The organism is Mangrovimonas sp. TPBH4 (genome assembly GCF_001280505.1).
Lineage (GTDB): Bacteria > Bacteroidota > Bacteroidia > Flavobacteriales > Flavobacteriaceae > Mangrovimonas_A.
On the sequence record NZ_LBIO01000040.1, the window covers coordinates 216,042 to 230,307 of the forward strand.

At 41.0% G+C, this 14,266-nt stretch carries 16 protein-coding genes; all 16 read left to right on the forward strand.

Annotated features, from left to right (window positions below; all coding sequences use genetic code 11):
- The first annotated feature begins 121 nt into the window (after nucleotides 1–121).
- The 16 genes from ZA05_RS04945 (at nucleotide 122) to ZA05_RS05015 (ending at nucleotide 14,134) form a co-directional block, all read left to right on the forward strand.
- Nucleotides 122–895 carry a peroxiredoxin gene (locus ZA05_RS04945; RefSeq protein ID WP_053990568.1) on the forward strand — a complete coding sequence of 258 codons (774 nt, stop codon included), beginning with the start codon at nucleotides 122–124 and terminating at the stop codon, nucleotides 893–895.
- Nucleotides 896–990: 95 nt separating this feature from the next.
- Nucleotides 991–1,767, forward strand: a complete 777-nt coding sequence (locus ZA05_RS04950; protein ID WP_053990569.1) for a DUF6090 family protein — start codon at nucleotides 991–993, stop codon at nucleotides 1,765–1,767.
- On the forward strand, nucleotides 1,764–2,492 hold the full coding sequence (locus tag ZA05_RS04955; protein ID WP_053990570.1) for a hypothetical protein: 729 nt from the start codon (nucleotides 1,764–1,766) through the stop codon (nucleotides 2,490–2,492). Before ZA05_RS04950 ends, ZA05_RS04955 begins: the two co-directional genes overlap by 4 nt.
- A gap of 87 nt (nucleotides 2,493–2,579) precedes the next feature.
- A complete protein-coding gene (locus ZA05_RS04960) occupies nucleotides 2,580–3,362 on the forward strand; it encodes a DUF6090 family protein (protein ID WP_053990571.1) in 783 nt (260 codons plus the stop codon).
- 89 nt (nucleotides 3,363–3,451) lie between these two features.
- Nucleotides 3,452–3,991, forward strand: coding sequence for a YfiT family bacillithiol transferase (locus ZA05_RS04965; protein ID WP_053990572.1), 540 nt, complete (start codon nucleotides 3,452–3,454; stop codon nucleotides 3,989–3,991).
- Between the two features lie 11 nt (nucleotides 3,992–4,002).
- Nucleotides 4,003–4,458, forward strand: a complete 456-nt coding sequence (locus ZA05_RS04970; RefSeq protein WP_053990573.1) for a hypothetical protein — start codon at nucleotides 4,003–4,005, stop codon at nucleotides 4,456–4,458.
- 128 nt (nucleotides 4,459–4,586) lie between these two features.
- A complete protein-coding gene (locus tag ZA05_RS04975) occupies nucleotides 4,587–5,144 on the forward strand; it encodes a hypothetical protein (protein ID WP_053990574.1) in 558 nt (185 codons plus the stop codon).
- A 174-nt stretch (nucleotides 5,145–5,318) separates the two neighbouring features.
- A complete protein-coding gene (locus ZA05_RS04980) occupies nucleotides 5,319–6,077 on the forward strand; it encodes a hypothetical protein (RefSeq protein WP_053990575.1) in 759 nt (252 codons plus the stop codon).
- Nucleotides 6,078–6,133: 56 nt separating this feature from the next.
- Nucleotides 6,134–6,718, forward strand: coding sequence for a hypothetical protein (locus ZA05_RS04985; protein WP_053990576.1), 585 nt, complete (start codon nucleotides 6,134–6,136; stop codon nucleotides 6,716–6,718).
- 188 nt (nucleotides 6,719–6,906) lie between these two features.
- Entirely contained in the window at nucleotides 6,907–8,667 is a 1,761-nt protein-coding gene (locus ZA05_RS04990; RefSeq protein ID WP_053990577.1) for an amidohydrolase, read from the forward strand.
- Between the two features lie 78 nt (nucleotides 8,668–8,745).
- Complete coding sequence (locus ZA05_RS04995) at nucleotides 8,746–9,492, forward strand: hypothetical protein (RefSeq protein ID WP_053990578.1); 747 nt, start codon at nucleotides 8,746–8,748, stop codon at nucleotides 9,490–9,492.
- 3 nt (nucleotides 9,493–9,495) lie between these two features.
- Nucleotides 9,496–9,948, forward strand: coding sequence for a hypothetical protein (locus ZA05_RS05000; protein ID WP_197276045.1), 453 nt, complete (start codon nucleotides 9,496–9,498; stop codon nucleotides 9,946–9,948).
- Nucleotides 9,949–10,068: 120 nt separating this feature from the next.
- Nucleotides 10,069–10,668 carry a hypothetical protein gene (locus tag ZA05_RS05005; RefSeq protein WP_053990580.1) on the forward strand — a complete coding sequence of 200 codons (600 nt, stop codon included), beginning with the start codon at nucleotides 10,069–10,071 and terminating at the stop codon, nucleotides 10,666–10,668.
- Between the two features lie 13 nt (nucleotides 10,669–10,681).
- Nucleotides 10,682–11,578, forward strand: coding sequence for a hypothetical protein (locus ZA05_RS05010; RefSeq protein ID WP_053990581.1), 897 nt, complete (start codon nucleotides 10,682–10,684; stop codon nucleotides 11,576–11,578).
- A 367-nt stretch (nucleotides 11,579–11,945) separates the two neighbouring features.
- A complete protein-coding gene (locus ZA05_RS18445; RefSeq protein ID WP_157514528.1) occupies nucleotides 11,946–12,110 on the forward strand; it encodes a hypothetical protein in 165 nt (54 codons plus the stop codon).
- 131 nt (nucleotides 12,111–12,241) lie between these two features.
- Nucleotides 12,242–14,134, forward strand: a complete 1,893-nt coding sequence (locus tag ZA05_RS05015; RefSeq protein ID WP_157514530.1) for a DUF3604 domain-containing protein — start codon at nucleotides 12,242–12,244, stop codon at nucleotides 14,132–14,134.
- Nucleotides 14,135–14,266 lie beyond the last annotated feature (132 nt).

The window sequence follows — 14,266 nt, forward strand, 5'->3', positions numbered from 1 at the left end:
CATCCCCTAACAATATCGTTATACACCTTAACCTCATTGGAAATAGGAGTAAAAAGAGGCTATGCCATTAGGAAAAAAAAGATACATTTGTAGGAATAATCAACAATAAAACCAACCAACCATGTCCTACAAACACACCCTAGTTATCCTTTTCAGCCTTTTTATGGCCAATGTTTACAGTCAGCAAAACGCTCCAGACAACTGTATTGAAATAACGCGAGAGACCTTTGCCCAATTAAAAAAAGACAACTCCGATATAGACATACGCACCATATTGGAAAACGGACAGCCGTGTAACAAGAAGGAATACGATTCTATAAGAGCCCTTTCCAAACGTTACAACCTTAAGCAACTCATTTACCACGATACTTTAGCCAACAGTATCGTCTTGGTGAACAAAGTACTTTCAGAAGCCGACATGAATGAACGAGATAAGCTTCGAGACACCCAACTGAAAATAGAGGAACAAGAACGCAAGCAATTGGACGGCACCGTACTGAAAGAGCTGACCCTTGTAGATATGGACAACAACACCCACACCCTTGAAAGCCTTAAGGGCAAGGTAGTGGTATTGGACTTCTGGTTTATACATTGCAAATCCTGTATTGAAGGATTCCCAGATTTAAATGCTTTGAAAAAGAAGTTTAAAGACGAACCTGTGGAGTTTTTTGCGATAACTTTTGATGACAAGGCTGCCGTAGAGACCTTCTTAAAAACCCATGAGCTAGATTTTACCATTATTCCAAATGCCAGACCTGTTATAGACCAATTCAAGGTATCCTACTACCCTTATAATGTCATCATAGATCAAAATGGCAACATGGAATTCATTGAAAACATTATGTTATTGGATGTATACAACAATTTGAAACGCAAAATTAAAAAGCTGTTGTAACATCTAAAAAGGGCACCTATGAAAAGGCGAATCAACTTACAGCAAAAAAAAGTATCTTTATTCCCAACACAGATTCTTGACATCCAGCCTAAAGCATGATTCTATTCTTTAAAAAACTCAGGCAACAACTGCTCAACAAGAATAAATTCGGGAGATATCTCCTCTATGCCATTGGGGAAATTGTTCTGGTGGTCATTGGTATTTTAATTGCCTTGGCGGTGAACAACAGTAATGAGAAGCGCATCCTCAAGAACAAGGAACAGACCTATTTACAGGGCCTACACGATGAGTTTACTACCAGCCAGTTGAAACTTAAGGAACTGATTGCGGTAAATAAGCGCAATTTTGAAGGGGCCAAAACACTGTTGCAATATACAAGCCATCAAGAGACACCACCTACCGAAAGAGTATTTTCAGAATTGCTGTTCAACAGCTTAGCATCGGATATTTCCTTTAACCCCAACAACTCCCTGTTGAATGAAATCATCAACTCCGGAAGCTTAAAGGATCTGTCCAATGCCCAATTACGGATTTTATTGACCAATTGGATTGCCACTATTGAAGACATTGGCAAACAGGAAACCGACCTAGGGATTCAAAGAGAAAAGGTACTGGACCTTTTTAGGAGCGATGCCTACAGTTTAAAAACCATATTCGACCTTACAGGCGCCAGCCAAGAGATAGGTCTGCAACCTACAGCACAACCTACAAGCAATCTAGAATTGTTGCAGTCGCAGGAATTTGAAAACAACCTTTTAATGTTCGCCCTATCCAGTAGTGCTATGGAAGCCACACACTACAGCCCCCTTATGGACGATTTAAATGCCATTTTGGAGTTGATTGATGCCGAACTGGAACAAATATTAGCATGAACAGACAAAAGTTTTTAATTGCCCTAAAACCACTATCGCTCTTCGTAGGCGCATTCATGTTGTTTACGGTTATTGGCACTCTTTCCCATGAATGCGGCCATATGTTGGTTGCCAAATACAAAGGGTATGAGACAAAGCTGTACTACGCCAGCATGATTTACTACAATAATGACATGATGGATTATTTCGCTGAAGTGTACAACAACCATGAAGCCGCCATAAAAAAAAACGAGGACTTTGAGGGAAAAATAGCTTACGAAGCTGCCGTAAACAAGTATCAAAAAGACAGTCTTTTAATAATCCTTGGCGGCCCCTTACAAACCATACTTACAGGAATGACTGGCCTGCTACTTCTATTCTGCAGAAAAAAGAGGATTCGCCAACAAGGCTTTCAGTTAGTGGATTGGCTTGGTGTTTTTTTGGCCCTGTTTTGGCTAAGAGAAGTATTCAATTTGGTAACTTCCATAGGAGACCGACTCCTCTCTTCAGAAGGGAGTTTTTTTGGTGGTGACGAAATGAATATTGCTTTAATGTTGGATATATGGCCTGGTAGTATTGCCTTATTTTTAGGTACTTTTGGTTTTATCATTTCCCTTTTTATTGTATTCAAAGTGGTCCCCGCCAAATTAAGAGTCCACTTTATTTTAGGAGGCTTGATAGGCGGTATTTCGGGGTACGTTCTGTGGATACACGCCCTAGGACCAATACTTTTGCCCATATATTAGAGTCTACAATTGATTTATCTTCAATCATAACTTGCCCATAATCCTAAAGCAAAAAAGGGTATATTTATACAAACCAACCCTTTGGATATGATTACATTCTTTAGGAAGATACGCCATAACCTACTCTCGGAAGGGCGTACTGCCAAATACCTCAAATACGCTATTGGTGAAATTGTGTTGGTAGTAATCGGCATTTTAATTGCGCTACAAATCAATACCTGGCAACAACAGTATAAAGACAGACTTTCCGAACGGGATCTATTGAACAGGATCATAGTGGATCTTGAAAGTGACATTAACAGCTTTGAAAGAATCAAACAATTTAAAAATGGACAAAACGAAACCTGCCTCCGGCTTCTGGACTTTTATATCCAACCTACGGAACAAGCCTATGACACCATCCAGTTTTTAAACGATATACATTTTGTGCAATACTTTACACTGCCTAACTACCACAGAACGTCCTATGAAACAGCGGTGAGCACGGGCACTATTCACAAAATTACCAATCACGAATTAATGACCGATATTTCCAGCTATTACAATGATATCGGGTTAGAGCAGCACATCAGCGACACCAAGCGGTTTACCAATGCCTTTATAGAACTGCACCTGCTACCAAAGTATAGACTCTCTTCAAAACATGTCAATGTATTGGATGGACAGGGCGGCAACTACCCATTGGATCGGTATAAAAAGGACAAACGAACTGTATTACAATTTAGCGATATTGAAAACGACATTAGTCTAGAAAACTATTTAAACGATCTATCCATAAGGTTAGTCATTGGCATGAAACACCTGGAAGCCGAGCAACAATGGGCACGGCAACTCATTTCCTCCATAAACACCCAATTAAACCAACATTAAGACTGGCTCCATGCAAGCACCATTTAAGAAGTTAATAAAACAAATAGACACTATTGCGATTACTGATAATTCTTTACATACAACACCTCATGGATATAGAAGCATTAAAATACCCCATTGGCCCTTACACGCCTGCAGCCAATCCAGATACTACAATATTGGAATCGTGGATCAAGAACATTGAAAACTTCCCCTCCCAATTGGAAGACTTAACAAAGGATGTATCGGTAGCACAACTCAATTGGAAATACAGACCCAATGGATGGACCGTAAAGCAGGTAATCCATCATTGCACGGACAGCCATATAAATAGTTTAGTGCGCTTTAAACTGGCACTGACAGAAGACATGCCAACCATTAAACCCTATTTTGAAGACCGTTGGGCCGAATTGCCCGATGACCTTGATGATGATATCTCGGGATCGATGGCACTATTGAAAGGACTGCACAAAAAATGGGCAACGCTATTAAAAAGTTTAACCCGTGAACAATTGGCACGTGAGTTCATTCATCCAGAACATGAAAATCCACTTAAACTTATACAAACCATAGGCATCTATTCGTGGCACTGCCAACATCATTTGGCACATGTAAAAAATGGGCTGGCATCTAACGGCATCTATAATTAAATAAACACAGGATGAACACAAAATTTGTTAAACTATTCTTACGCATTTCTATTGCAACTGCCTTTTTATCGGCAGTAGCTGATCGCTTTGGCCTATGGTCTGAAAATGTATCGGTTTGGGGCAATTGGTCCAATTTTTTGGACTATACACAAGCCATAAATCCTTGGTTACCTAAGGGCACAATTTCTATAGCAGGAACACTGGCCACCGTACTGGAAATCCTGTTTGCATTTTGCCTGATTATTGGCTTTAAAACAGAACTGTTTGCCAAATTAAGCGGCCTGTTATTACTTCTGTTTGGCATTGCAATGACCTTTTCAACAGGTATTAAGGGGGCTTTTGATTATTCGGTATTTACGGCCGCCGCCGCTGCCTTTGCCTTAAGTGCTTTACAAGAGAAACATTGGGAATTGGACAGTTTGATTTTTAAGACAAAAGAGCAGTATGGCAAAAGCACCATAAAATAGTCCAATTGGATAATTTTCATTCCAAATACAGCTCAATTTGTAAGAAAATAATTTAAAATTGTAAGGTAAAGAAGTCCAAAAACAGATTTCATCCGTATATAAAATTAAGACCCCCAAACCTACCAACTATGAAACACCTCTTCTCTTTATGTTTCGTTTTCTTTTGTTTTATTGCCCATGCCGAATACAACCGCGGCACCGTATTTTTTAAGGACGGATCCATTTCCAAGGGACTCATCAAAATAAAGACGGAAGGCGGTATTAAATTCAAAGTAAATGAAAATGCAGAGATCGCAGAATACGACTATCACAGCATCGATGGCTTTGACACGGAAGGAAAACATTACAAATACATCTTGGTTCACGACAAGGAAGCTCCCAGACTTTTAAACGAGACCTTGAAAGGCTCCATTACCCTGTATTGCGACGAGATGTACAACCAAAATAGCAACTTTCCCAATGCAGCTTCGGTCACATCAAACATGTTTATTGGGGGAAACAATGGTGCTCCCTGCTATTTCATTAAAGTAAATGACGACGTCATTCGTATCGGTATTAGAATCAAAAAGAAGCATCTGAAAATCTTCAGTTCATGCGAATCCCTAATGGATAAAATTGAAAACAAAGAATTGAAAAAAAGGAATGTACGCGGCATTATTTCCTACTACAATGAGCATTGTTGGTAACAACAAATCCTTCACAAGCTCCCATCCCCACACATCTCATTCAAATACAATACAATAACAACACAAAACTGTTGTACTTGCCAAGAAATAATCTATATTTATAGAACGCAACCTAACCTCCTTACTAAATAGGCAAGGCTTTTTTTTGGGAATCCACACTAAAACTAATCAAGTATGACAGAACTTAAAGATTGGAAGAGGGCACATTTTAGTAAACCGCTAGACAGCCCCTATATGTTTTACGTTGTGTATGGCGATTTTGATGTGGATTTTAAACTATCCGGAGCCCAATACCAAACCAAAGGCCTCCCTAAAGGCATCGACTTGATGCAATATGGCCCCGACGCCCATCCCGAAGTCCCCAAAAGCTATCTGGAAGGCTACTTTTGGGAAGCCTTAAAGGCAGATAATCCAAGCCTTGCCCAACAAATTGAAACCGCCAAGGAATGCTATATTTTTGTGGGCAATGTGCCTGATACCAATACCTTGAATTATTACCGAGATGTGATTGGACTGGTAACCTATTTACTGGATCACGGTGGCGTGGCGGTATACGATTTACAAACCGTGACCTTTTGGGACAAAAAGGACTGGATGGACAATATCTTTACTCCCAATGCCCCCCAAGCCAAAGAGCATGTTATGATTCTTTGTTATGACGAAGACGAAGACAACACCAAATGGTTCCATACGCGAGGCATGCGGAAATATGGCAGACCCGACCTCAGTATTCAAGAAGTTCCGGAAGACAAAGAGCAAGCCATTATCGACTTATTGCGAAAACTTATAGAATTCCAAGCCCAAGGAGGCATTATCGATGAAAGCTATAAAATAGATATAGAGAGCTTGCCCAAAACCATGTGGTGCAAACCCCAAGGCGACATTGAAGACCCCATGTTCAATAATACCCACGTGGAGATTTACTGGGAATAGACAGTCATTTTAAGTCGTTTTAAAACCCTAATAACCTCAAAAAATTGCCAACCAACATGGAAAAAACATTTTTGTTTACTTATCTGACACTTTTATTAACTTCGCTTTCCTATTCCCAAAAAAACACAAATGAATTTCAAATATATTACGGCCTCGTAGACACCGAACTCCTCAATACCAAAGGCCTAGACGGGACAGGAGGCATCGACCTTTCAAATTCCTTCGAATTTGGAGTGAAATACTTAAGGTATCTTTCAGATAATTTCAGCATCGGAACAGGCATCAATTACCAATATTCAAAAGTAACCATACGCAGTAATTACAACGGAATCCACACAATTTATGGGAATGAAGACCTAAAAATCATATCAATACCATTTCACGCAAATTATATGTTTTGGAACTTTGTTTTCATCAACGCGGGCCCAATTTTGGATATACAAACTTCTAGCAACTCTGTTGATTCCCAATCGGGAATAGGGTATGCCATCGGATTTGGAGGCATTTATAGATTTAATCAAATTAGCATCTTCATCAACCCAAATTTTAAAAGACATGCCTTCATACCATTCAATAAAGAATCCTATCATAGAAAACTTACCGAATTAGGTCTGCAACTGGGCATTGGATATACATTTTGAATGAACAAACCACTTTCCAAAACTATTTGCAGTATAAATCTATAAACAGCCCCATAAGCACAAAAAAAACATCAACCTGATTACAAACAAGATAAGATACGAATTTTGTAAATTAGTCATATCAAAGATGGATTCGAAAACTACGCCTTTGCAATAGACTTTATACAACACCCAACAACTGTGTCATCATGAAATTCAGCAAACCAACAACATTATTATTGCTTGCCTTGATTGTTTTTATGAGTTGCAAACAAAAGGAAGACAGCACCACCGAAACACCAGTAAAAACCAACAGCGAACAGACACTTTACTTTGGTGGAGACATCATCACCATGGAAGGAGACCAACCTCAATATGTCGAAGCTGTGGTGAGGGAAAATGGCAACATAGCATATGTTGGAACAAAGGAAGAAGCCCTTAGCCAATACCCTCAGGCATCCCAATACAACTTGGAAGGGAATACCCTAATGCCTGGATTTATAGAACCCCATCTCCATCCTTCAATAGCTGCCATTATGCTCCCCAATGAAACCATTGCGCCTCATAGTTGGTACAAACCCACTGGAACTACCGAAGCGGCCAAAACACCTGAAGAATACAAAAACCGCCTTAAAAAAGTGATTAAAGCCAAGGCCCAACCAGACAAAATGCTCTTTGTTTGGGGCTACCATCAATTATGGCACGGCCCCATGTCCAAGGACACCTTAAACCTATTGTCCCCCGATGCGCCCATTGGCATCATCCACAGATCTTTTCACGAAATCTATTTGAATGATAAAGCCGTAGAACTCTTCAACATCAAAGAAGCCGATTTTGAAGGCAACCCGCAGGTAGATTGGAACAATGGCCATTTCTTTGAAGGTGGCTGGTTGGCTTTGGTCCCCTCTATTGCTCCCTATCTTATCAACCCCGATTCCTACAAAAAAGGACTGGCCATGATGAGCCAGCTCATGCTTAGAAACGGTATCACCACTATAGCCGAACCCGGCTTTCCCAGTTCCGATTTTGATATGGAATACAACCTACTAAAAGGGGAAATGGACAAACATCCACCCTACGACGTATTTTTAATTCCCAATGGCACGCAGCTTTATACCATGAACGGCAACGACAATACCAAAGCCCTCGAAGCCATGGAAGCCATGCCTGCCAAATACAATACAGACAATATCACCTTCTTGCCCAAGCAGGTCAAATTGTTTTCCGATGGTGCTATTTACTCCTTGGCCATGCAAATGAAGGAACCTTATTTAAGTGAAGAATTTAAAGGAGAATGGATGACTCCCCTGCCATTGTTTAAGGAACAATTGAGTTTTTATTGGAACAAGGATTACAAAATCCATGTACACGCCAATGGCGATTTGGGCATACAACAAGTATTGGACTACAACAAAAAAGACCAAAAAAAACATCCAAGACAGGAGCATCGCTTCACCCTTCACCACATGGGCTATTTTGATGAAAACATTGCCCAACAAGTTCAAGCCCTCAACATGGAAGCCTCTGTAAACCCATATTACTTATGGGCCTTATCCGATAAATATTCCGAATTTGGCCTTGGACCAGAACGCGCCGAAAACCTAGTAAGAATCAAAGAGCTCAGCCAACGGGACGTTCCCGTTTCCTACCATTCCGATTTTGCCATGGCACCCGCCAATCCGTTGTTATTGGCTTGGACAGCCATTAACAGGGAAACCGCCGAAGAAAGCCACTTTTCACAGGATCAAAAAGTGGATGTCTTTACCGCCATGCAGGGCATTACCATAAACGCCGCACGAACTTTGAACCAAGAAAACAGCATTGGTTCTATTAAAGAAGGCAAAGCGGCGAATTTCACTATTTTAAAAAAGAACCCATTTAAAATGGCTCCAGAAACCATTAAGGACATCCCCATTCTTGGGGTAGTTCACAAGGGAAGACTCGTTCCAACAGTCGCAATCAAATCCTAAGAAAAAAACAACGCAACCCCAATTCAAATCACTTTATTTCAGATTTTTAACTATATTTATTAGAAAGAAACTGAAATCATGCCAACCACAAAAGTTTCAAACCCAACCAAAACCACTAGCTTCGAGCATTACTTTTTTGCTACAACCGCAATACTATTTCTCCTTGTTTGTTTAGCAGGATTCAGCGCTGGAATCAATCTAAAAACGTCCCGGGGCATCAATATGGCAGCCTCCCGCTATATATTACATGGCCTCTTCGGATTCATTTGGATGCTGCTTTATGTACTTCAAACACAATTGGTATTCCGTAAAAAAACACATTGGCATGCAAAATTTGGGAAAGCAGGTTTTGTAGTTTTAATATTATTGGCCTTAAGCACCGTATATCTAATTATTTCTGCCAGATTAAGCCACCCGGACATCCCTATTGAAGGGCTAAGTTTTTTGGTAGGCATTTTTGGGTTTAGCTTACTTACGGGTATGCCCTTACTTTTTATTGGCATCGCCATGAGGAAGCAAGCTTTCTACCATAAGCGCCTTATGTTTTACGGCACCTTACTGCTGGCCGATACTGGTTTTGACAGACTCCCCTTGATCTTCGGGATAGAAGAAACCCCTATTATTTTAATTGCCAATCTCATATTTGCACTGCCCCTACTGATTTATGATCTAAGGACAAGCCTAAAAAAACAAAAGGTCTTTAGCACCTCCCTATACCTTTATCCCCATGTGATCCTTATTTTGAATTTGTTTGTACTGGCACCCTATGTGTATGCTTCAAAAACATGGATGAAGTTTGTAGAATGGATCGTACTGCCTGCCTAAATTATGGCCCTCCTTACACACATAATACCTCTAGGGTTCACAAGAATTTTATTGTTTCTGATAATTTCTGTGCCCTGTATGGAGTTTTATGGTCAGACGCTCTCAAAATCGGAGCAAAGTTGTATCGAAAGAATTTTGGAAACAGACAGTCGCCTAGGAGCTATACGTAACCACGAATGTGAAACAAAAACCTTAAGCACTACCATCCAAAACTACGTTATTGCTTTGGAAGCACTAGACTTTAAAGATTGTCCTAATAATTTTGAACAAGCCTTTCAGGACCACATACAAACTTGGAAAAACATGACATCGGTTACCGATCGTCATCCGCATCTCCGCGGAGAAATGCATGAGCTTTTCGATCAAATCAAGCAGACTAACGATTCTACAGCATTCAACACCTACCTATCCCAAATATGGCGCACATGGGATGTCATTGAAAAAACATTCAAATGAACACCCTCGCAAATAACCCCCTGAAAATCACCATATAGCAAATCTCACTACCTTTTACTATCTTAGAGGCATTAACCAACAGCAGACTAGCAAATTCAGGTCTGTTTCAACAACAATCTTATGACATTCAAACACCAATCAACACTTTTGGCCATTGCCTTAATGGCTTCTTTAAGCATTGTATCCTGCAAAGAAGAAACCTACCAAACCGCCAGTACCACCCCAGAAGTCGTTACACCTTCACCTGAAAGTGTCATTGAAAAGGGAAAATATCTTGTCGGGGTTATGGGCTGCAACGACTGCCATTCGCCCAAAAAAGTAGGCCCAAACGGCCCCGAACTTATTCCTGAGCTATTGTTATCGGGCTATCCATCAGATAGACCTGTAGTTACATTTGACAGCCCCATGATCAAGGAAGGTTTTGGCATGTTTTATCCAGACCTTACAGCTGCGGCAGGCCCTTGGGGAATTTCCTTTGCCGCCAATCTAACGCCAGACGATACCGGAATTGGCAGCTGGACCGAAGCGCAATTTAAAAAAGCCCTGACCGAAGGCAAATTTAAAGGCATGGACAATGGCCGTATGCTGCTGCCTCCTATGCCTTGGATGAATTTTGCCAATATCAAGGACGAAGATCTTCATGCCATGTTCATGTATCTAAAAAGTATCAATCCTGTGGAAAACGTGGTCCCCGCACCGGTTGCACCAGACCAAATGTAAGTCCATGTAAAACATGTCTGCATTACAGCACATAAAATCCTATTGGGTGTTGGCCATCGTGATGTTGAGTTCATCGATTGCCTTGGCCCACCCAACGGGCAATATGATTGTAGTAGATAACCAAGTATTTTGGTCCTATATCCATCCTATTGATGATGCGCAGCACCACGCTTGTGTCATGGTATGGGAAAATGGCAGTACTCCTCAAGTATTCCTAAAATCTGAATATCCGGCAAGCGATTTCATGCTATACGCCAAAGGTCAGGACATTTACATCTTGGAACGGCGATACCTACAAGCTTCCGACACCTTTGAAATCCGTCTCCTTAAAACAACTAAAAACCAAAAGCCAACAGTTATCTGGGATTGGTTTGAGGACCAATGGCACCTTGGAGAAGCTGGGTTCTTCATGCTTTCGGACACCCAAATGGTCTTCGGTAAGTACCCCAGTGTTTACACGTTACAAAAAGGCAAACAACCTTCTGTATATTTTGAATTTGAAACTCCCATCAACCGAATTAGGGCTTTACCCAACAACACATTACTTCTATTGGGAGATACCTCCTGTTTCTTGGCAACCCAAACAGGAAACATATTTCAAGAGTGGAATAATATCACAGAACCTAAAATTACCAATGCCCCCTTTAACCGCAACAAAGTGTTTGATGTTGATTTTCAAGAAGGACAATTGCTCATGGCCTATTGGGGAAGGCGAAGTTTTGAGATGATCGATGCCCAAGGCAATAAACAGATATTATACAAGCACAACCCTCCTTTAACCCCACATTGGGTAGCCTTTATGGGTAAGGACCAACTATTGTTTGCCTCAGAACTCACTTTCAACGGTAGCACCCCCAAACCAAACCTTATCAAACTAAGCTCCACCGGCAGATCCACCAAAATTTGGTAGGATATAAACTTAATATGTCCAAATTACCTGTTTTCAAAACAATAAAAATGTAATTCACTGCAATTCAATGTTTTGAAAGAAATATTTTATTAAATTAGATACCCCCTACAACTAAGCTTCCTCAAGCCCTAATCTTAACGCTCGTAAAATCTCTTATTAATAAACAATAGATACTATTATGAAACATGTTGTTACTGCATTACTCTTGAGTTTGAGTTCTTAAAACATTAATAAAGCGATCGACAAAATATTAAAAGCCGATTCTAGGCAATAAACAAATTATGTATCTACCATGATGCAAGCGTTATGTAGTACAGTCCCTGACCTGTTTCTGCATAACGCTTTTTTGTTTTCTCAACTTCAAAACATGAATATCCACAAAAATTTCCAAATACCAAATTTAATTATATTAGACAGCCAAGGCAGATTTTGGTTGGGCGGTTGGAAAGGTCTCTTCCGTTTTAGCGAGGACCAAGCCAAAGAAAACAACACTTCCTTTTACCACGTGGGCAAATACGGCCCATGGGACTAACAAATAGGCAAACTTCTATTCTTCAAAGAGTTACTATATTCATTTCCAAAGAAAAACACTACCTTAGTAGTTCCCTCCGTAAATCTTAAGCTACCTACGTTTCATCTTTAAATAATGTAAATACAGGTATTATGAGACTACTGCTATTACCGTTTCTGAGTCTTCTACTAATGATGAGCTGCAAAGACACTCCAAAAGAAGACACCACAACCGACAATACCCCTGCCGAAAAAGAAGTAATGACACCAAGCATACCAACCAATCCTTTAAAAAATGTATACTGGGGAGACCAGCACTTGCACACTGCTTGGTCTGCCGATGCCGGTGCAGCAGGAACCCGCCTAGGTCCTGAGGAAGCGTTGCGCTTTGCCCGTGGAGAAGAAGTTATTAGTGCTACCAAACAAAAGGCCAAGTTAAAACGCCCATTAGACTGGTTGGCCGTTACAGACCACTCCGACGGCGCTGGAGTAATCATGTCTGTTATCAATGGTGATGCAGAAGTCATGGACGACCCCATTGTGGCCCAATACCATGAAGATATGGAAGCTGGCGGTGAAAAGGCCGCTGCCGTAATGATGGACCTTATCAACCGCCAATCCAACAACAATCTACCGCCAGTATTTACAGATCCGGAATTTGCCAAATCCATATGGTTAAAAAATATTGACATTGTTGAGAAGTTTAATGATCCAGGAAAATTCACCGCATTTATTGCCTATGAATGGACTTCCAACTTTGGGGGCGGTAACAACCTGCACCGTAACGTGATTTACCGCGACGGTGGAGACATTGCCAGACAAATGAGTCCAATGACCACCTTCGATTCAGAGAACCCAGAAGACCTGTGGAAATGGATGGCGAATTTTGAAGCCAAAACTGGCGGCTCCCTATTGGCCATACCTCATAACGGAAACCTTTCCAATGGTTTGATGTTTAAAAACACGGCTTTCGACGGCTCTCCATTGACCAAGGAATTGGCCACGCTTCGAAACAAATATGAAGTCCTTTACGAAATCACCCAAGGAAAAGGCACCAGCGAAACCCATCCCATTTTATCGCCAAACGACGAGTTTGCCAATTTTGAACTTTGGGACAAAGGGAATCTTGTGATGGTACCCAAAACCAAGGAAATGCTACAAACCGAATACGCCAGAAAGGCCTTAAAAGATGGTTTAAAATTGGAAAGTGAACTTGGGGTGAACCCCTTTAAATATGGTTTTGTAAGTGGTACCGACTCCCATACGGCGCTTACCACAGCCGAAGAAAACAATTATTGGGGAAAATATGCTTCCTCTGAACCCAGTGCCGAACGTTGGTCTGAAAAAGCTTTGGATTTCCCTTCCGGATTTGTTCGTGGGTGGCAGTTGGGCGCTTCTGGATATACAGGTGTTTGGGCTACATCCAACACAAGAGAAGCCCTATGGGATGCCATGAAACGCAAGGAGACTTATGCCTCTACCGGTCCTAGAATGACCGTGCGTTTTTTTGGAGGCTTCAACTATACCGATGCCGATATTGCCGATGCCAACAGCGTACAAATTGGTTATGACAAAGGTGTACCTATGGGTGGCGACCTAAAAACCGCTCCAGAAGGCAAGGCACCTACCTTCTTGATCCATGCTGTTAAAGACCCAACCAGCGGAAATCTAGACCGCATTCAAGTAGTGAAAGGCTGGCTGGATGCCAGTGGCAATACCCACGAAAAAGTCTATAATGTAGTTTGGGGCGATGCCGACAAACGCAGCTTGGATGCCAAAGGCAATTTACCTCCTGTAGGCAATACCGTAGACGTAAAAAATGTCTCTTGGGAAAATACCATTGGAGCTACCGAATTGAAGACCTTTTGGCAAGACCCCGATTTCAATCCAACCTTAAAGGCCTTCTATTATGTTAGGGTTATTGAAATTCCAACCCCACGTTGGACCACTTTCGACATGAAAAACTACAACCTTACCATGACAGACGATGTACCCCGCACCATACAGGAACGGGCATATACCTCGCCTATTTGGTACAACCCATAAAAAAACAGATAAACTTCTATTTTTTAAATAGTTATCTTATTTTTTCGAAGAAAAATACTACCTTAGTAGTTCCCTCTATAAATCTTAAGCTACCTACGTTTCATCTTAATATAATTTAAACACACAGGTATT